The sequence below is a fragment of the Magnetofaba australis IT-1 genome (assembly GCF_002109495.1).
Classification (GTDB): Bacteria; Pseudomonadota; Magnetococcia; order Magnetococcales; family Magnetococcaceae; genus Magnetofaba; species Magnetofaba australis.
Map to the genome: position 1 here is coordinate 59,556 of NZ_LVJN01000018.1, position 17,062 is coordinate 76,617.

Annotated in this window: 13 protein-coding genes; 12 read left to right on the forward strand and 1 reads right to left on the reverse strand. The window is 64.2% G+C overall.

Annotated features, from left to right (window positions below):
* Window positions 1-28 precede the first annotated feature (28 nt).
* From MAIT1_RS06505 to MAIT1_RS06540, 8 genes are all read left to right on the forward strand, one after another.
* Entirely contained in the window at window positions 29-2,482 is a 2,454-nt protein-coding gene (locus tag MAIT1_RS06505) for an HD family phosphohydrolase (protein WP_158089347.1), read from the forward strand.
* Window positions 2,436-2,954: an rRNA maturation RNase YbeY gene (ybeY, locus tag MAIT1_RS06510; RefSeq protein WP_085441488.1), complete on the forward strand. Its 519-nt coding sequence runs from the start codon at window positions 2,436-2,438 to the stop codon at window positions 2,952-2,954. Before MAIT1_RS06505 ends, ybeY begins: the two co-directional genes overlap by 47 nt.
* Entirely contained in the window at window positions 2,947-4,539 is a 1,593-nt protein-coding gene (gene lnt, locus MAIT1_RS06515; protein WP_085441489.1) for an apolipoprotein N-acyltransferase, read from the forward strand. Before ybeY ends, lnt begins: the two co-directional genes overlap by 8 nt.
* Before the next feature lie 326 nt (window positions 4,540-4,865).
* Window positions 4,866-5,753: a glycine--tRNA ligase subunit alpha gene (locus MAIT1_RS06520; RefSeq protein WP_085441490.1), complete on the forward strand. Its 888-nt coding sequence runs from the start codon at window positions 4,866-4,868 to the stop codon at window positions 5,751-5,753.
* Between the two features lie 2 nt (window positions 5,754-5,755).
* Window positions 5,756-7,852, forward strand: a complete 2,097-nt coding sequence (gene glyS / locus MAIT1_RS06525; protein ID WP_085441491.1) for a glycine--tRNA ligase subunit beta — start codon at window positions 5,756-5,758, stop codon at window positions 7,850-7,852.
* A gap of 233 nt (window positions 7,853-8,085) precedes the next feature.
* Window positions 8,086-9,207, forward strand: a complete 1,122-nt coding sequence (locus MAIT1_RS06530) for a GNAT family N-acetyltransferase/peptidase C39 family protein (RefSeq protein ID WP_085441492.1) — start codon at window positions 8,086-8,088, stop codon at window positions 9,205-9,207.
* 77 nt (window positions 9,208-9,284) lie between these two features.
* Window positions 9,285-10,778: a RimK family protein gene (locus MAIT1_RS06535; protein ID WP_085441493.1), complete on the forward strand. Its 1,494-nt coding sequence runs from the start codon at window positions 9,285-9,287 to the stop codon at window positions 10,776-10,778.
* Window positions 10,771-11,916, forward strand: a complete 1,146-nt coding sequence (locus MAIT1_RS06540) for a M14 family metallopeptidase (RefSeq protein ID WP_158089348.1) — start codon at window positions 10,771-10,773, stop codon at window positions 11,914-11,916. Before MAIT1_RS06535 ends, MAIT1_RS06540 begins: the two co-directional genes overlap by 8 nt.
* Window positions 11,917-11,938: 22 nt before the next feature.
* Here the strand turns inward: MAIT1_RS06540 and MAIT1_RS06545 are convergent, their stop codons facing one another.
* Window positions 11,939-12,814: a tetratricopeptide repeat protein gene (locus MAIT1_RS06545; RefSeq protein ID WP_085441495.1), complete on the reverse strand. Its 876-nt coding sequence runs from the start codon at window positions 12,812-12,814 to the stop codon at window positions 11,939-11,941.
* Window positions 12,815-12,909: 95 nt separating this feature from the next.
* Here MAIT1_RS06545 and MAIT1_RS06550 point away from each other — a divergent pair, with 95 nt between their 5' ends.
* The 4 genes from MAIT1_RS06550 to MAIT1_RS06565 all read left to right on the forward strand — a co-directional run bounded on the left by MAIT1_RS06550 (window position 12,910) and on the right by MAIT1_RS06565 (window position 16,896).
* Window positions 12,910-13,581: a fumarylacetoacetate hydrolase family protein gene (locus tag MAIT1_RS06550; RefSeq protein WP_085441496.1), complete on the forward strand. Its 672-nt coding sequence runs from the start codon at window positions 12,910-12,912 to the stop codon at window positions 13,579-13,581.
* Between the two features lie 126 nt (window positions 13,582-13,707).
* Window positions 13,708-13,944 carry a hypothetical protein gene (locus MAIT1_RS06555; RefSeq protein ID WP_085441497.1) on the forward strand — a complete coding sequence of 79 codons (237 nt, stop codon included), beginning with the start codon at window positions 13,708-13,710 and terminating at the stop codon, window positions 13,942-13,944.
* Between the two features lie 173 nt (window positions 13,945-14,117).
* Entirely contained in the window at window positions 14,118-14,750 is a 633-nt protein-coding gene (locus MAIT1_RS06560) for a hypothetical protein (protein ID WP_143814699.1), read from the forward strand.
* A gap of 160 nt (window positions 14,751-14,910) precedes the next feature.
* A complete protein-coding gene (locus MAIT1_RS06565) occupies window positions 14,911-16,896 on the forward strand; it encodes a bifunctional serine/threonine-protein kinase/formylglycine-generating enzyme family protein (RefSeq protein ID WP_085441499.1) in 1,986 nt (661 codons plus the stop codon).
* Window positions 16,897-17,062 lie beyond the last annotated feature (166 nt).

The window sequence follows — 17,062 nt, forward strand, 5'->3', positions numbered from 1 at the left end:
ACGCATATGCACCATGGAGAGCGACGTCATGACAACGCATGAACGCAATGTCGGCCATTTGAGCGGCCGTGGGCAACGTCAGTGGGATCCGCTGGGCGGCGTGCGCGCCTGGATTGCGCGTTCGCGCAAGCCCGATCCACTGTTCTTCCTGCTGCTGGTCGCGGTCCTGACCATCATCTATTCGCCCCTGGCGCTGCGCCCCAACTATCAGCCGGAAGTGGGCGAGGTTTCCGCGCGCAACATCAAGGCCGACCGCGAGTTGCTGCTGGAGGACTACATCGCCACAGCGCAGCGCCGTCAGCAGGCGTTCCACAGCGTGCGCCCGGTGTTCGACTGGGATCCAGGCATGGCCGAGATGCTGGCCAACCGTTTCCAGGGCGCGTTGGTGGCGCTGGAGAAGCTGGCCCGCGCCGCCGATGCCGATGAGAGCCGCGAGAGCGTACGCGCCAAGTTCAACCAGGGCCGCGACCGCCCCATCTCTCTGGCCGCCTTTAACGCCCTGATGGAGATGGGCGGGCTGATGCGCGAACTGACGCCGGGCGAGACGGCGAAAGTCCCCGATCAGCCGCCGCAGTCGGTGGGCGCGGATGCGGTGCTGGCCACGGCGCTGAATCCGGGTTTCGCCACTTTGCGGCAACGTCTGCTCAATTGGCTCAAACCGCTGGCGCGGCAGAAGATCGTCAGCGGGCCTGAGACGATCAAGGATGTGCAACGCCATGAGAGTGTGGCGATTCCGCTGGATGGCGGCCCTGAAGAGAAGCTGGTGGCCGGTGAAGGGGTAATCGATCTCCAGGCGTTCCGCGAGCAGTTGGCGCGCTCGGCCAATGAGCACTTCAACGATATGCCCGGCGCGCTGCGCAAATGGATTCTGACCGAAGCGCAGAGCCTGGCGCGGCCCAACCTCAACGCCAACCTGGCGGAGACCAAAAATCGCCGCAAACAGGCGGTGGAGGCGGTGGAGCCGGTCTATCTGAGCGTGCGCCGCGGGCAGATGGTGCTGCGCGAAGGTGAACTGGTCACCGAAGACGCCTACCGCAAAGTGCAGGCCCTCAACGCCGAGCGCTGGAATGTGGGGCTGCTGCTGCGCATTGGCGGTTTGGCGCTGGCGCTGGCCATGTTCCTGTGGCTGGGGCGCTCCTTCCTGTTGCGCACCTCGCCCAAATTCCCCCATGACAAGAAGACCGTCTATCTGCTGGGCGGACTGTTGGCCATCACCGCATTGGCGGGCGCGGTGTCCCACGCCGTGGGGCAGGGGGTGGCGGGGCTGTTCCTGTGGAACGAGCGCATGATCAACTACATGCCGCCCGTCGCCCTGGGCGCGGCCATGGCTTCATTGATGGTGGGCGCGCGCTCCGGTCTGCCCGGCGGCGCGCTGGTGGTGGGCACGGCGCTCTCCTTCCTCACCGCCCTGGCGTCGGAGGGCGGCTTGCCGCTGTTCCTCTATTTCCTCATCGGCTCGCTGGTGGGGGGCACTTGTCTGCGTTCCAGTCGACACCGTTTTGACGTGTTGCGCGCCGGGGCCACCATCGGCTTTGCGCAGATGGCGGCGATCCCCGCTGTGGAAGCGCTGGCGGGACACGCCCCCAGCCTCGATTGGCTGTTGGGCATGGGCATGGCGCTGGTGAGCGGTCTGCTGGTGGGACTGCTGGCGCTGGCGCTGATTCCGCTGTTTGAGTCGCTGTTCCGCGTGGCCACCGATTCGCGCTTGATGGAGCTGGCCTCCGGCGACCATCCGCTGCTCAAGCAGCTCTCCCTGCGCACCCCGGGCACCTATCACCACAGCGTGATGATGGGCAACCTGGCCGAAGCCGCCGCCGAGAGCATCGGCGCTAATCCGCTGCTGGCGCGGGTGATGGCGCTCTACCACGACGTTGGCAAAATGAGTAAGCCGCAGTACTTCGTGGAGAACCAGTCCGGCGAGAATCGCCATGATCATCTGGCGCCGTCGATGTCGGCCAAGATCATCATGGGCCACGTCAAGGATGGCGTGGAGTTGGCGCGCCAATACAAACTGGGCGACCACATTATTGAAGCGATCACCACCCACCAGGGCAACACGGTGTTGCAGTTTTTCTACAACAAGGCCTTGAACGAAGCCTCCAAGCGCGGCGATAACGTCTCGCCGGAGGATTATCGTTACCCCGGGCCGCTGCCGCAGAGCCGCGAAGCGGGCATCCTGATGATCGCCGATTCGGTGGAGGCGGCGGCGCGCACCCTCAAAAATCCGGCTCCGGCGCAGATTGCGGCGTTGGTCAAGCGCCTCATCGATAGCAAAATCGCCGATGGTCAGTTGGATGATTGCCATCTGACCCTGCGCGAATTGGCGCAGGTGGAGGACGCTTTTGTGCGTGTGCTGACGCTGGGCTTCTACCACCGCCGCATCGCCTATCCGGACCAAGTGAAGAAGGTCCCGTCCACCGCTGAGGAGTCGCGCAATGGCGCAAACGCTGGTAAGCCGCGTCCATCCAGCATGGCCGCCTGAGTTTGAAGAGGTCGCCGTCCAGTGTGTGGCGGCGACGCTGGCGGTGTGGGGCGAAGCGCTGACGGCCCAAGGGGCCTCCACGCGCGCCATTGAGGGGCGGGAGGTGAGCGTGGCGCTCTCCGATGACGCCGAAGTGCGCGCGCTCAACGCCGAGTATCGCGGCAAGGACAAATCCACCAATGTGCTCTCCTTCGCCATGGACGATGGCGAGGAGGAGATGCTGGAAGACTTCCCCGAGCTGCCGGGGGAGGATTTCCCCTTGGGCGACATCATCCTGGCCTATGAGACCGTGGCGCGGGAGGCTGAAGAGCGCGGCATCACCTTGGAGGCGCATACGCGCCATCTGGTGGTGCACGGAACTCTGCACTTGCTGGGGCTCGATCACGAACGCAGCGACGCTGAAGCTGAAGAGCAGGAGAACTGGGAGCGCACTGTGCTTGCTACCATGGGGCTGCCGGACCCCTATGCGTGATCCCACCATTCTTGGGCCGTGGTTCGCCGCGCTGCATCGTCACCCCCTGGGCGAAACCGCCTTGGCGGCATTGGGCGGCGGTTTGGCGGTGCTGGGGCTGCCGCCGTATGGGCAACCCTGGCTCACTCTCACCGGCTTCGCCCTGCTGATCCTCCTGCTGCGCCATCAAACCTTCAAACGCGGCGCCTGGCTGGGGCTGGTTTTCAGCCTGATTCACCACGCCATCGGATTCTCCTGGCTCACCGTCAGTCTGCACACCCACGGTGGGTTCCCGCTGCTGGGGGCCTATGCGGTGGTCTTCCTGCTGGCGCTGGTGATGGCGGCCTATGGCGCGTTGGCGGGCGGCTTGATGGCGCTGTCGGCGCGCCCGACGTGGCTGCTGGCGCTGTCGGCGCCGCTCTTCTGGGTCGGTGGTGAGCTCCTGCGCGGCTGGGCCTTTAGCGGCTTTCCCTGGAATCTGATCGGCTACGTCTGGAGTGACGACGCCACATTGCGCCAATTGGCCGATGTGGGCGGGGTGTGGGGGCTGTCGGCGTTGACGCTGCACTTGGCCGCCGTGCTGGCGCTGGGCGTGCTTGCGCTCAAACGCTCGTTGCGGGTGAGCGCCGCCTGGATGCTGTGGGCGGCGGCGCTGGTGCTGGTCGCCGCGCTGTATGGAGAGGCGCGGGTGGCGCAACTGGACGCCCAGGCCGAGACCACGCCCAAACGCGCCATCGCCGTGGCGCAGGGCAATGTGCCGCAGTGGGCCAAGTGGGATCGCTCCCAACGTTGGACCCATCTGGAGATCTACATGGCGCTCACCCGCCGCCTCGATCCGCCGGTGGATCTGGCGGTGTGGCCGGAGACGGCGCTGGCGTTCTTCCTGCAAGCCTACTCGGATCAGCGCAAGCTGTTGGCCAAACTGGTCAATGACACCGGAACCCCCATTCTGACCGGCGTGCCCACCGCCACTCGCACGGGCGAGCCGGACAGTCGCGGCGTGCGCCCCTGGCAATATGCCAACAGCATGGTGATTCTCGGCCCCGACGGTTTGTGGGAGTCGCGCTATCACAAGCATCTGCTGGTGCCGTTTGGGGAGTACATTCCCTTCCGTTGGCTGCTGCCGGACTCGGTGCAAAAGCTCACCGCCGGGGCCAAGGATTTCACCCCGGGTCCTGGGGCCGAGCCGATGAATTGGCGCGGCATGGGGGTGGGCGGGTTGGTCTGCTATGAGACCATCTTCCCGCTCTATGTGCGCCAGATGGCGGTGAATGGGGCGCAGTGGCTGGTCAATGTCACCAACGATGGCTGGTTTGGTCACGCGGCGCAGCATCAGCACCTGGCCATGGCGCGGCTGCGCGCGGTGGAGACGCGCTTGCCGATGATTCGCGCCGCCAACACCGGCATCTCCGCCATCTTTGACGCCACCGGGCGCGAATTGACCCGGGTGGACGCCAATCTGCGCGGCAGCGCCCAGGCGTTGGTCGCGCCAGGGACAGGGCAATCGCTGTTTGTGCGTACGGCGCCGTGGCAGGTGGGGATCTGGAGCGTGCTGGCGCTGTTATGGGGCGGATGGGTGATTCTGCGCGCACGGCGACGGGCGTAAGACCGGAATTTCCCCTCCTTTAGCGGCCTGTGTATGCTACCCTCTGCGGGATTTGCCAAGTTCCCAAAGCGATGCGTTATAGCGGGACTTCCCGACCGGAACCATTGCGTGAACTTGCACGGACAAAAAGGTGGAAAATCGGGACATTTATGGCCCGATTTTTCGGGGTCTGGGGTCCGCGACCCCAGCGGGGTGTGGGGCGGAGCCCCACGGTTTGGCTTTTGACCTTTAGGGGAGTTTGAGGGCGCAGCCCTCAATATCTTTTATTTCCCCGTCGTTAGCCGTATACATTGCGCCCGCAAAATCACCGCCAGTGGGAGGGCAGGGTGACTTTTCAGGATTTAATTCTCGCCTTACAGAAGTTCTGGGCCGACAAGGGCTGCGTGTTGCACCAGCCGTATGACATGGAGATGGGCGCGGGCACATTCCACCCGGCCACCTTCCTGCGGGTGCTGGGGCCGGAGCCGTGGAACACCGCCTATGTGCAGCCGTCGCGCCGTCCCACCGATGGCCGCTATGGCGAGAACCCCAACCGCCTGCAGCACTACTTCCAGTTTCAGGTGATCCTCAAGCCGTCGCCGCCGGATATTCAGGACCTCTATCTGCAGTCGCTGGCGGCCATCGGCATCGACGTCAACGCCCACGATATCCGCTTTGTGGAGGATGACTGGGAGTCGCCCACCCTGGGCGCGTGGGGGCTGGGCTGGGAGGTGTGGCTGGACGGCATGGAGGTGACCCAGTTCACCTACTTCCAGCAGGTGGGCGGCATCGACCTGAAGCCGGTTTCCGGCGAGATCACCTATGGCCTGGAGCGTCTGGCCATGTACATCCAGGGGGTGGAGAACGTCTACGACCTGGATTGGAACGGCAAGCTCACCTATGGCGACGTCTACCAGCAGAACGAGGTGGACTACTCGCACTACAATTTCAACGACGCCGACACCGCCAAACTGTTCGAGCTGTTCACCATGCACGAACAGGAGGCGCTGCGTCTGGCCGAACTGGGCCGCCCCATGCCCGCCTATGACCAGGTGATCAAAAGCTCGCACTACTTCAACCTGCTCGACGCCCGCGGCGCCATCAGCGTCACCGAGCGCCAACGCTACATTGGCCGGGTGCGCAATCTGGCCAAGAGCGTGGCCGAGGCGTACGTGGCCCAACGCGAGGCGCTGGGTCATCCGTTGATTAAGGACGGTAGCGGGGAGGGAGCCTGATCATGTCTGAGTTTCTGTGGGAAATCGCCGTTGAAGAGATTCCGGCGCGTATGCTGCCGGGCGCCATCGCCACCTTTGGCAAGCTGTTTGAAGAGGCGCTCAAAGAGCTGGAGTTGGGCTTTGAGCGCGTCGAGAGCCACGGCACGCCGCGCCGTCTGATGCTCAGTGTGGCCGGTCTGGCGGATAAGCAGGCCGACCGCTCCGAAGAGCGTCGCGGACCGCCGGTAAAGGCGTCGTTCGCCCCTGATGGCTCCCCCACCAAGGCCGCCGAAGGGTTCGCCAAAGGGTGTGGCGTCACCGTGGAGGAGCTGCAGCGGTTGGATACCCCCAAGGGCGAATATCTGGCCTACACCATTCAGCAGCCCGGCAAGGCCGCTGTTGAGGTGCTGCCCGAGGCGATGGATAAGACCTTCAACGGTCTGCCGTGGCCCAAGTCCATGCGTTGGGGCGATGGCGAGACCCGTTTTGTGCGTCCGGTGCAGGGCTTCTGCGCCCTGCTCAATGGTCAGACCCTGGCCTTTGAGGTGGAGGGCGTGACCAGCGGCGACACCGTGCAGGGACACCGCTTTATGAATGCGCGCGGTCCGCACAAAGTGAGCGGCGTGACGCACTACAAGGCGACTCTGGCCGATAACCGCGTGATGCTGAACCTGCACGAGCGCATGGAGGCGATTCGCGATGGGGCCAAGGCGTGCGCGGCGGAAGCGGGCGGCGAAGCGGTGCTGGATGAGGGCTTGATCTCCGAGAACGCCTCTCTCACCGAGTGGCCGATTCCGCTGCTGGGCGCGTTCGATCCGGTCTATCTGGAGATTCCGCCGGAGGTGCTCACCACCTCCATGAAGAGCCACCAGAAGTACTTCCCGGTGGTGGACGCCCAAGGCCGGTTGCTGCCCCACTTCATCGCTGTGGCCAACATGCTCACGCCGGATCAATCAGTGCTGGTGAAGGGGTATCAGCGCGTGCTCAAAGCGCGCCTGGAGGACGCCGCGTTCTACTGGAACGAGGATCGCAAAACGCCCCTGACCGATCGTCTGTCGGAGTTGCATCAGGTGGTGTGGCAGGCGGGCTTGGGCTCGCTGTTCCAGAAGTCCCAACGCATGGGCGTGCTGGGCGCCAGTATCGCCAATGCGGTGGATTCCGCCGTGGCCGGGGTGGCCGAGCGCGCCGGCCTGTATGGCAAGTGCGATCTGGTCACCGGCATGGTGTTCGAATTCCCTGAGCTGCAAGGGGTGATGGGCGGCTACTACCTGCCGCGCAACCAGCCGGAAGATGAAGCAGTGGCGCTGGCCATCAGCGAGCACTACATGCCCGCCGGAGCCAATGACGACCTGCCGACCACCCCCGCTGGGCGCGCGGTCTCCATCGCCGACAAGCTCGACACCCTGGTGGGCTGCTTCGGTATGGGCATCACCCCCAGCGGGGCCAAGGATCCGTTCGGCCTGCGTCGCGCCGCATTGGGCATCATCCGCATGCTGCTGGATGGCGACGGCGTGCGTCTGTCGCTGCGCGCAGCGTGCCGCGAGGCGTATCAACTCTACGCCGAGATCGGTCTGAAGCGCGGCGAAGCGGAGACCATCGACGATCTGCTCAATTTCTTCTATGGCCGTCTGCAGGCGTATCTCAAGGCCGACGGTCTGGAGTATGACCTCATTGATGCGGTGCAGGCGTTGGGGCTGGATGATCTGTTTGATGTGGCGCAGCGCGTGCGCGCCTTGGACGGCTTCCGCAGCGAGCCCGCCTATCAGAGTCTGGTGGCGGCCAACAAGCGCATCGGCAACATTCTCGATAAGGCGGGCATCGACCGCGCGCAGCTTCCAGCGGTCAATCCCAGTCTGTTCCTGGACGCCGAGGAGAGCGGGCTGTTCGAGGCGCTCTCCAATGTGGCCCCCAAAGTCTCCCAGTGTGTGGCCGACGGCGCTTACGCCGACGCCATGGGCCATCTGGCCGGGCTGCGCGAGACGGTGGATCTGTTCTTCGACAAAGTCATGGTGATGGCCGACGACGAGGCGGTGCGCGCCAATCGTCAGGCGCTGCTGGCTGGGGTCTCCGCCGCCTTCTTCCAGGTTGCCGACATCAGCTGTTTGGTGGTGGCGGAGTAATATCACCACCGAAGCGCTGTTATTTGCCTGCATTGCATATTGAAAACGTCCTGCGCACAATTGGCGGGACGTTTTTTTATGGGGTCAATTCCCATGTGGATTTTTGTATTGAATCCTGCGTGCAACAGGCGCATTCTGCGGCGGTTTTCGCACCGGCGCGATGCGCTGGCGCGGTCGCTCTCCTCCTGAATGAATAAGGCGGCGCCGGAGATGTTCCTTCCCCTGTATGCCCCGTGATCCGACCGGCGATCCTTGCCGATCTCGACGCCCTGGCAGCGTTGGAGAACGTCTGTTTCTCCAGCGACAGACTCAGCCGTCGCAGTTTTCGTCACTTCCTGCAACATGGCCATGTGGAGTTTCTGGTCGACGTCGCCGACGACAGCGCACAAGGTGACGCCATCCTTGGGTACGGCCTGACCCTCTATCGACGCGGCGCGCGGCTGGCGCGCATCTACTCCATCGCGGTCTCCCCCAACGCCCGCGGGCAGGGGCTGGGCAAGCGCCTGCTGGCGGCCCTGGAGGCGCGCGCGCTGGGGCAGGGCGCGGCGTGGATGCGGCTGGAGGTGCGCGCCGATAACGTCGGCGCCATCGGGCTGTATCAGGCCCAGGGTTACCGCGTGTTCGACCACTACCCGGACTACTACGAAGACCACACTGAGGCGCTGCGTCTGCAGAAGTCCCTGCTGCGCCACCTGTCGCCGGAAGAGACGCCGTGGCCCTACTATGCGCAAACGTTGCCGTTTACCTGCGGTCCGGCGGCGCTGATGATGGCCATGGGCGGTTTCGATGTGGGGATGAGCCTGGACCGCGCTTTGGAGCTGCGTCTGTGGCGCGAAGCCACCACCATCTATATGACCTCCGGCCACGGCGGCTGTGGTCCCCACGGGTTGGCGGTGGCGGCGCTGGCGCGCGGGTTTGAGGCGCGGGTGCGTGCGGTGGGCGGCGGCGCCGAGGGGCTGTTTGCCGACTCGGTGCGCGACGCCGACAAGAAAGCGGTCATCCGGCTGGTGGAGGAGAGCTTCCTGGCGGAGCTGGCGCAGGCGGGGGCGTCGGTGGACGATGCGCCGCTGACGGTTGAGGAGTTGGAGGCGGCGTTGCGCGCCGGGTGGGCGGGGTTGGTGCTGGTGAGCGCCTATCGCCTCTCCGGCGGCAAGGCGCCGCACTGGGTGACGTTGGCGGCCATCGACGAACGCTATGTCTATGTGCATGAGCCGGACATGGATCCGGCGCACAGTCTGACCGCCACCGATTGCATGGGCATCCCGATTCCCCGCGAGGATTTCGCCCGCATGATGCGCTACGGCCGCGCCAGACAACAGGCGGCGCTGTTCCTGCGGCCACGAAGGTCTGTATAAGCAGGTTTGGCAACGGGGGCGCTCGCGGTGAGATCCCCTCTTTCATGAATTGGTTGGGCAAGTTGGAGTCATAGGCGATGGCGCAACGCTATACGGTGGTGCTGGACCAGATGGAGGACTGGAAGTGGTCCGACCATGGCTTGGAGTTGCTGACAGTGCAGGATTACCTGGCGCGAGGCGAAAAACCCAAACGGCGCAAGGGCGCCGGGCGCGTCATCAATCTGTGCCGCCACTATCAGGCGCTCAGCGGCGGCTACTACTGCTCGCTGTTCGCCGAGGCGCGCAAGGAGATCGCGCTGCCCTCCATGGCGGATATTCTGGATCTGTCGCACAAATCGCTCTACGCTTTCCTGCTGCCGGAGCTGGATGAGGCGCTGTCCGGGGCGGCGCTGGATGAGTCGCAGACCGCAGCCAAAAGCCTGACCATCCCGGTGATGTTCGGCCAAACCGAGCTGAGCGTATTTTCAGCGCTGGGGCGGCGTTTGTTCGAAGTGTTTCGCTATCCGCTCATGCGCGTGAGCGCGCAGCGCAAAGGCGACCGGCTGCGCGTCAGCGGGCTCAAGCCCATGGGGCTGCATCAAGTGCGCAAGAGCGAACGCGCGCTGTTCGAAGCCAGTCTGCTGCGCTTCACCGGTCTGCCAGTCCGGCGCAAACCCAGCCGCAATAACCCGTTGTACGATCTGGCGATTCTGTATGATCCAAAGGAGGATCTGCCGCCCTCCAACCCCGCAGCGTTGGAGGCGTTCATCAAGGCCGGGCAGGCGCTGCGCATGCGCGTGGAGTTGATCACCGCCAAGGCGTTTCACCGCATCCCGGCGTTCGATGCGCTGTTTATCCGCGAGACCACCGCCACCCACCACCACACCTTCCGCTTCGCCCGCAAAGCCGAGCAGGAGGGGCTGCCGGTGATCGATGACGCCGGCTCCATCGTGCGCTGCACCAATAAGGCGTTCTTGCACGAACTGCTGCATGCGCACAAAATTCCCACGCCGCGTTCGGAGGTGCTGGACCGTTATCGCTTCGACGAGGCTGAGGCCAAACGTCTGGCCGAGCGCTTGGGGCTGCCCATCGTCCTGAAGATTCCCGACGGCTCATTCTCGCGCGGGATGATCAAAGCCCAGAGTGTGAGTGATCTGCTGGTCGGGGCGCAGAAGCTGTTTGTCCACTCCCGACTGCTGCTGGCGCAGGAGTTCATGTACACTGAGTCCGACTGGCGCATCGGCGTGCTGGGCGGCAAACCCCTGTTCGCCAGCCAATATATGATGTCGCCCAACCATTGGCAGATCTATCACCATCGCGAGGATGGCGGCGTGGACGAGGGCGATTTTCGCACTCTGTCCGTGGATGGCGCCCCCGCAGAAGTGGTGGAGACCGCGCGCCGCGCCGCCGCTCTCATGGGCGATGGGCTGTATGGCGTTGATTTAAAGCAGAACCAAAACGGGGTATTCGTGATCGAAGTGAATGACAACCCCAATATCGACTACGGCGTGGAGGACAAGATTCTCAAAGGGGATCTGTACGCCGCCGTGCTCAAAGAGTTCATCCGCCGCATTGAGGCCACCCATGGATAGTCCCGCTCCGTTACCGCTTTTCGCTGATGCGCCGGACCCGGCACAGATCTGCGATGCGTTGTTCCCTGAGGGCGGTTACGCCGCGGCGCGGGCGGCGTTTGTGCAGACGGCCAAAGCGGCGGGCGGCGCACAGGCCAGCTATGTGAATCCTCCTGTCGGATTGCAGGGGGAGGAGCTGGCCATGGATGTGGCGCGCTGGGGCTCGGATAACGCCCTGGCCAGTGTGGTGGTCCTCTCCGCCACCCATGGGGTGGAGGGGCCGGTGGGCTCGGCGATTCAACTGGACCTGCTGCGCCACGCCGATTTGAATGCGCTGCCTGGCGGCGTGGAGTTGATCGTGGTGCATGGGGTCAACCCCTACGGCTACTCCTGGGGGCGGCGCGCCAATGAAGACGGGGTGGACCTGAATCGTAATTTTGTGGATTTTTCCGCCGAGCCGCCGTCCAACCCCGGCTATGACGCTCTGAGCGACGCCTTGGTCCCCACCTCGTTGGAGCCCGACGCCATCCGCCGCGCCGATGCGCGCCTGGCCGCCTATCGCAAACAGCATGGCGAGATCGCCTACGACGTGGCGGTGGCCGGGGGACAGTATCGCCACCGGCATGGACTGTTCTACGGCGGCGACGCGCCCAGTTGGTCACGGCAAACCCTGGAGCAGCTCTGGCTTGACTGGGGCTTGGCCAAGCGGCGTCTGGTGGCGGTGCTGGATCTGCACACCGGCATCGGTCCGCACGGCTATGGGGAGCTAATTTGCGATCTGCCGCCGGGCGGGCCTGGATCGCGGCGGGCGCTGCGCTGGCATGGGGAATCGGTGACCCATCCTGCGCTGGGGGATTCGGTCTCTGGCGCGCGCTCGGGGCTCTCCGATTACGGCTGGCTGGCGGCGTTTGATGATCGGCTGAGTTTCCTGACCCTGGAGTTCGGCACCGGACCGTTTGTGGATCTGCTGGCCGCGCTGCGCGCCGACCATGTGTGCCACGCCCTGGAGCTGGCAGCGGATGATCCGCAGATGGTCGCCGCGCGGGAGCAGTTGCAGCGCTTTTTCAACCCGCCTTCGCCAGCCTGGCGCGAGATGACCCTCTGGCGCGGGCGCCAGGTGTTGCGGCAGACGCTCCAGGGCGTGGCGGCATCCTTGTGATCTTTGCGCTGTGCTGAAACGATTACGCTTCTGACCCTGGCGCGCTGGGGTTGGGGACGTCATCCCAGGCGTTGGAGACCCCTTCCGGGGCCTGGGCGCGATCCAGTTCCTCGCCGCGGGCGCGCGCCTGCTGCGCCTCCTCATGTCGTCCCAACGCCTGCAAACAGACGCCGCGTCGATGGTGCGCCAGCGGCAACTGGTCGTTGATGGCCAGCGCCGTATCATACGCCCTCAGGGCCTCTTCAAATCGCTCGGCTTCACGCAGGGCGCTGGCCAGATGCAGTTGCGCATCGATGTCCCCGGGTTGGGTTTCAGCGGCGAGGCGGAAGCAGTCGATGGCGTCGTCAAAGCGGCCCAGGTGGGCCAAGGCCATGCCCTTGCCATCCAGCGCATCAGGATCATTGGGGGCGGCGGCCAGAATGGCGTCGAAACGCTCAATGGCGTCGGCGTGGCGATCCATGTCGTAGAGAGTCAGGGCCTGCTGTAGGCGCGCTTCGGGGAGGCTGGGCTCCAGGCGCGCGGCCTCCTCATACTGCGCCAGCGCCGCCTCCAATTCGCCGTTTTTGCTCAACGCGCGGCCATAGTTCATACGGTAGCCCGCCAGCTCCGGCTTGGCCTCCACCGCCGCGCGCAGATGCCCCACCGCTTGCTCGATGCGGTCGGTCTGGTACTTGAGCAGCCCCATCAGGTGGTTGGCCTCCGGGTGCTGCGGCTCTTCACTGAGCACATGTTCATAGAACGGCTCGGCCTGGGCCAGATCCCCCTCCCGGTGCAGCATCACCCCTTGCGCCAGCGCGGCGGCGCGGGCGCGGGTCTGCTTGTTGCTGGGCGCGCCTTCCTGATTGCGGGACTGCTTGTCTTTGGCCTTTTTGGCGCTGCGTTTGAAATGTCTGGACATGGCGGGGTCTCACACTCACTTTAAGATACGCCGCCTGAGCATGGGCGCACGGAGGAAGAAAGCAAAAAATCCTAGCAGAGTCGAAAGGCATCGTCATGGTTTATGCGCACGCTTGGTTGGACGCCCCGCAGCAACCCGCGCCGCCCGCGCCGGGCAAGGCGGTCTGTATTGGCCGCAACTACGCCGCGCACATTGAAGAGCTGGGCAATGAGCGGCCCAGCGAACCAGTGCTGTTTATGAAACCCCGCGAGAGCTTTGTGACCATGCGCGACCCCATCGCGCTGCCCCAAGGAGTGGGCGAGTGTCAGCATGAGATCGAACTGGCGCTATTGATCGGCGCGCCGCTCGCCAAAGCGACGCCAGAACAGGCGCGGGCGGCGGTGATCGGCTATGGCTTGGCGCTAGACCTGACCCTGCGCGAGGTGCAGTCCAAATTAAAAGACAAGGGGCTGCCGTGGGAGCGCGCCAAAGCGTTTGACGGCGCCTGTCCGCTGGCGCCGTTCATCCCGGCGGATCGGGTGGCGGCGCCGGAGGCGCTGAAATTCTCCCTGCAGATCAATGGTCAAACCCGGCAGGAGGGGGACCAGGCTCTGATGCTTTGGGGGCTCTGGGAGGCGCTGAGCGCGGCCTCGCAGGTGTTCACCCTCAATCCAGGCGATGTGTTCCTGACCGGCTCGCCCGCCGGTGTGGGGCCACTGAACCCTGGTGACCAGTTGACGCTGAGTCTGGGCGACATCGCCCGTTTTGAGACCCGTGTGACGGATTGAGCTTGGCGTATGGCGGAGGCGGCGTGCAGGGAAAATTCGCTTGTGCGTTCAGGGTTATGCTAATCTTAGAGTCAGTGGTTCAAATGGCGCGCGGTGCGCGCGTCACTTCTGTAGGAGCGTTGTATTATGGCGATTTCCAGCGTTTCCACTCTCTCCTCGACCACCTCTGCGCGCCAGGTTCAGCGCCAGCAGCCCAGCAATCAGCAGGCGCCGGCGCAAAACGGCTCCAGCTTGCAGAAGGCGCAGGCGGTGGGCGTTTCCCACGCCAGCAGCGCCCAGGCCGCGCAATCCACGCAGTCCGCCCAGGCCCCACAACAGCCCACCAGTTCCGAGGCGGTCAAGCGCCTGGATATCTACGCCTGAGCGCCGAGCGCGACGCGGGGCGAAAGTCGGCGCGATAATCACGCGACAAAACCTTGCGGGCTGGTGTGTGAGCATGTAAGCCTGATACTGGCTCACCATGTCTGCCGGGCGTTCGCGCGCACGGTCATGGCGCGCCGATTCCCGTGATTCGACTCGACACCGCGGACGTGGCCATGTCTCTGGACAATCTCCAAAAAGGGCTCAAAGGCGGACTCAAAGCCGCCAAGCCTTACCAGAAGAAGCGTCAGGGCTCCTCGCTCTCCAATCAGCGCGTGGCCCCGCGCGCGGAGTCGAAGGTGCGTCGCATCGCCCGCGATCACGCCTCGGCCACTGCGCGCAAGACAGGTCCAGCCTCCGCCAATCGCTTGGTGGACCCCAGTTGGCAAGGCGGCGGCGATGCCCCGTCATGGATCATGGCGGCGCTCTCCGGTGGGGCCATGGTGGTGGTGGGAACCTATTTGGCGGCGAGAAATGGTCTGCATGCGGCCTGGAGCGTACTTTTTGCTCAGTCTCAGCCAGCAGAAGCCGATTATGAAGAGGTGGAGTGGAGTGACGACGAGCTGGCCGCTTGGGATGATGGAGACGATTACGATCCCGTGCTGCCGGATGGATTGGGCGATGAGCCCGATGATGAAGAAATTGAGTTGGATAGCGAAGCGTTGGCATTGCAAGAAAGCATTGAAAATGCCAAAATTGTCTCTTTGGGGGAGGAGGAACAGGACTTGCCCGAAGAGGAGTTGGTGGACCAGGCGGCCGCGCTGCAACGCCTGGCTGAAGAGGGCGTTATCAATAAAAAGAATGAGTAAGGTGGCTTGCCCGTTAGGGCGATAGGCCGTGGAGAGGGCTGAGGTCCGCTCCTGAATCAGGCAAATTGATTCAAACGGCGGACGTTTTGTCGCCAACGCCATAATGGGAATCAGTCGCTAAGTTTGGCGAATTGCGACGAAGAGCATCTGTTGAAGGTATATGAGTTCAAAAAAGTTCAGTGACGCGCTCCCCGCCGGGGCGAGGCTGCTGTGGTACGAGATCATCAAGGTGTTGGGCAAGGGGGGCTTCGGCATCACCTACTTGGCCCGTGACACCAATCTCGACCAGCCGGTGGCCATTAAGGAGTACTTGCCTACCGGCTACGCTTCGCGCGCCGCTGATGGGTCGGGTGCCGTGCGCGCCAACTCGCCCGAAGATGACAAGACCTTCAAGTGGGGCTTGGAGCGCTTCATCATTGAAGCGCGCACTCTGGCGCAGTTCCGCCACGATAATATCGTGCGTGTGATGAGCTTTTTTGAGAGCGCCAACACCGCCTATATGGTGATGGAGTTCGCCGAGGGCGAGGGGCTGGATAGCTACCTCAAACGGCGCAAGATTCTGCCGGAAGTGGAGCTGAAAAAGCTCCTGCCGCCGCTGCTTTCGGGCATCGAAACCCTGCACAAAAAGAACATCATTCACCGCGATATCAAGCCGCCCAACATCCTCATTCGCAAGGAGGATAACAGCCCGGTCATCCTCGACTTCGGCTCCGCGCGGCAATCCCTGCCCAACTCCGGCGAGCAGATGACCAGCTTGCTCTCCCTGGGCTACTCGCCGTTTGAACAGTACGAGAGCAGCGGCAACCGCCAGGGCCCGTGGTCGGATATCTACGCCATGGCCGGGGTGCTGTATCACTGTGTGACCGGTCGCAAGCCGGTGGATGCGGCCTTGCGCATCTCCGCCAAACTGCGCAGTGAAGCCGACCCCATGCCCTCCGCTGAAGAGGCGGCCAAAGGGCGCTTCTCGCCGGGCTTCCTCAAAGCCATTGATCGCGGCCTTGAGGTGATGGAGACCGATCGTCCGCAGAGCATCGCCGCATGGCGCCCGTTGATCATGGGGCCGGATAGCGGCGTGGCCGAGCCGACCACGCGTCGTCCGGTGCGCAGTGCGGAGACGTCGAGCGACAGCGCGCCTTCGGACACCCAGCCGCGCACCAGCCGCAAACCGGCGCCGCCGAAGAAGAAAAAGAGCTCCTGGCGCAGCTTTATCTCCTCTATCAATGAATTTGGCGCGCAGGATGAGGAGAAGCCCGCCGCCAAGGCCCCGGAACCGGCGGCCGCGCCAGCGCCAGAACCTGCGCCTGCTCCCGAGCCGGAACCGGCGCCAGAGCCTGAGGCAAAGCCCGCCGCCGCTGCGCCCGCCGCAGCGACGCCAGCACCGGAGCCTGTGAAAGAGGCCAAGGATCGTCAGCGTGGCGACGTATGGATCGAACCGGCCACCCGCATGGAGTTCCTATGGATGCCCGGCGGACGCTTCTGGATGGGCAGCCCGCGCGGCGTGCCCGGTCGGCGCGCCGACGAGGGGCCGGTGCACCAGGTGGAGATCGCCGGGTTGTGGGTGGCCAAGTACCCGGTCACCTGGCAGCGCTGGTATGCGGTGATGGGCAACACCACCAGTCAGTTCTCCCAGACCAAGGCCGAGTGTCCGGTGGAGAAGGTCTCGTGGGAGGATACCCAGCAGTTTATCCGCAACTTGATCCGCATGGCGGGGCAGAACTACCGTTTCCGTCTGCCTACTGAGGCGGAGTGGGAGTATGTGGCGCGGGCGGGGACGCAGACGGTGTTTCCGTTTGGCGACAACCCCACCATGGCGCCGGAGCATGCGTGGTTTGCGCAGAACTCCAACGGTCACACCCATCCGGTGGGCGGCAAGCCGCCCAATCCCTGGGGCCTGCACGATCTGGTGGGCAACGTGTGGGAGTGGGTGGAGGACTGGTACAACGAGAGCTACTACGAGAAGTGCGCCAAAGGGGTCCGCAATCCGCGCGGCGCTGCTTACGGCGAGATTCGACTCTGCCGTGGCGGTAGCTGGCGCAGCCATGTGAACGCCTGCCGCGTGGCGCACCGCAATCGCGTGGCGGCGCAGGCGCAGAGCGACGCGCTGGGCTTCCGCCTGGTGCGCGAAGACGACGGCCTGGGCGGCTGAACGTCTGACGCCTCACGCGCGGCTCCAAGCGTGAACCTTCCTGTCTGATTTTCTCTGATTTTCAATCTTTTCAGTTTGTTCTCGCCATGCAGATCAAACTTGCACGGAACGTAAAAATGTTTGCGTGACGTAGGCCCGGCTTGCGCTGACTATTGGCCGCCGACTG

What these genes read in the sequence shown, in the direction of transcription:
- MAIT1_RS06565 (WP_085441499.1), top strand. Translation starts at nt 14,911, where the DNA reads ATGAGTTCAAAAAAGTTCAGTGACGCGCTCCCCGCCGGGGCGAGGCTG.
- lnt (WP_085441489.1), top strand. Translation starts at nt 2,947, where the DNA reads ATGCGTGATCCCACCATTCTTGGGCCGTGGTTCGCCGCGCTGCATCGT.
- glyS (WP_085441491.1), top strand. Translation starts at nt 5,756, where the DNA reads ATGTCTGAGTTTCTGTGGGAAATCGCCGTTGAAGAGATTCCGGCGCGT.
- MAIT1_RS06555 (WP_085441497.1), top strand. Translation starts at nt 13,708, where the DNA reads ATGGCGATTTCCAGCGTTTCCACTCTCTCCTCGACCACCTCTGCGCGC.
- MAIT1_RS06550 (WP_085441496.1), top strand. Translation starts at nt 12,910, where the DNA reads ATGGTTTATGCGCACGCTTGGTTGGACGCCCCGCAGCAACCCGCGCCG.
- MAIT1_RS06540 (WP_158089348.1), top strand. Translation starts at nt 10,771, where the DNA reads ATGGATAGTCCCGCTCCGTTACCGCTTTTCGCTGATGCGCCGGACCCG.
- MAIT1_RS06545 (WP_085441495.1), bottom strand. Translation starts at nt 12,814, where the DNA reads ATGTCCAGACATTTCAAACGCAGCGCCAAAAAGGCCAAAGACAAGCAG.
- MAIT1_RS06535 (WP_085441493.1), top strand. Translation starts at nt 9,285, where the DNA reads ATGGCGCAACGCTATACGGTGGTGCTGGACCAGATGGAGGACTGGAAG.
- MAIT1_RS06560 (WP_143814699.1), top strand. Translation starts at nt 14,118, where the DNA reads ATGTCTCTGGACAATCTCCAAAAAGGGCTCAAAGGCGGACTCAAAGCC.
- MAIT1_RS06505 (WP_158089347.1), top strand. Translation starts at nt 29, where the DNA reads ATGACAACGCATGAACGCAATGTCGGCCATTTGAGCGGCCGTGGGCAA.
- ybeY (WP_085441488.1), top strand. Translation starts at nt 2,436, where the DNA reads ATGGCGCAAACGCTGGTAAGCCGCGTCCATCCAGCATGGCCGCCTGAG.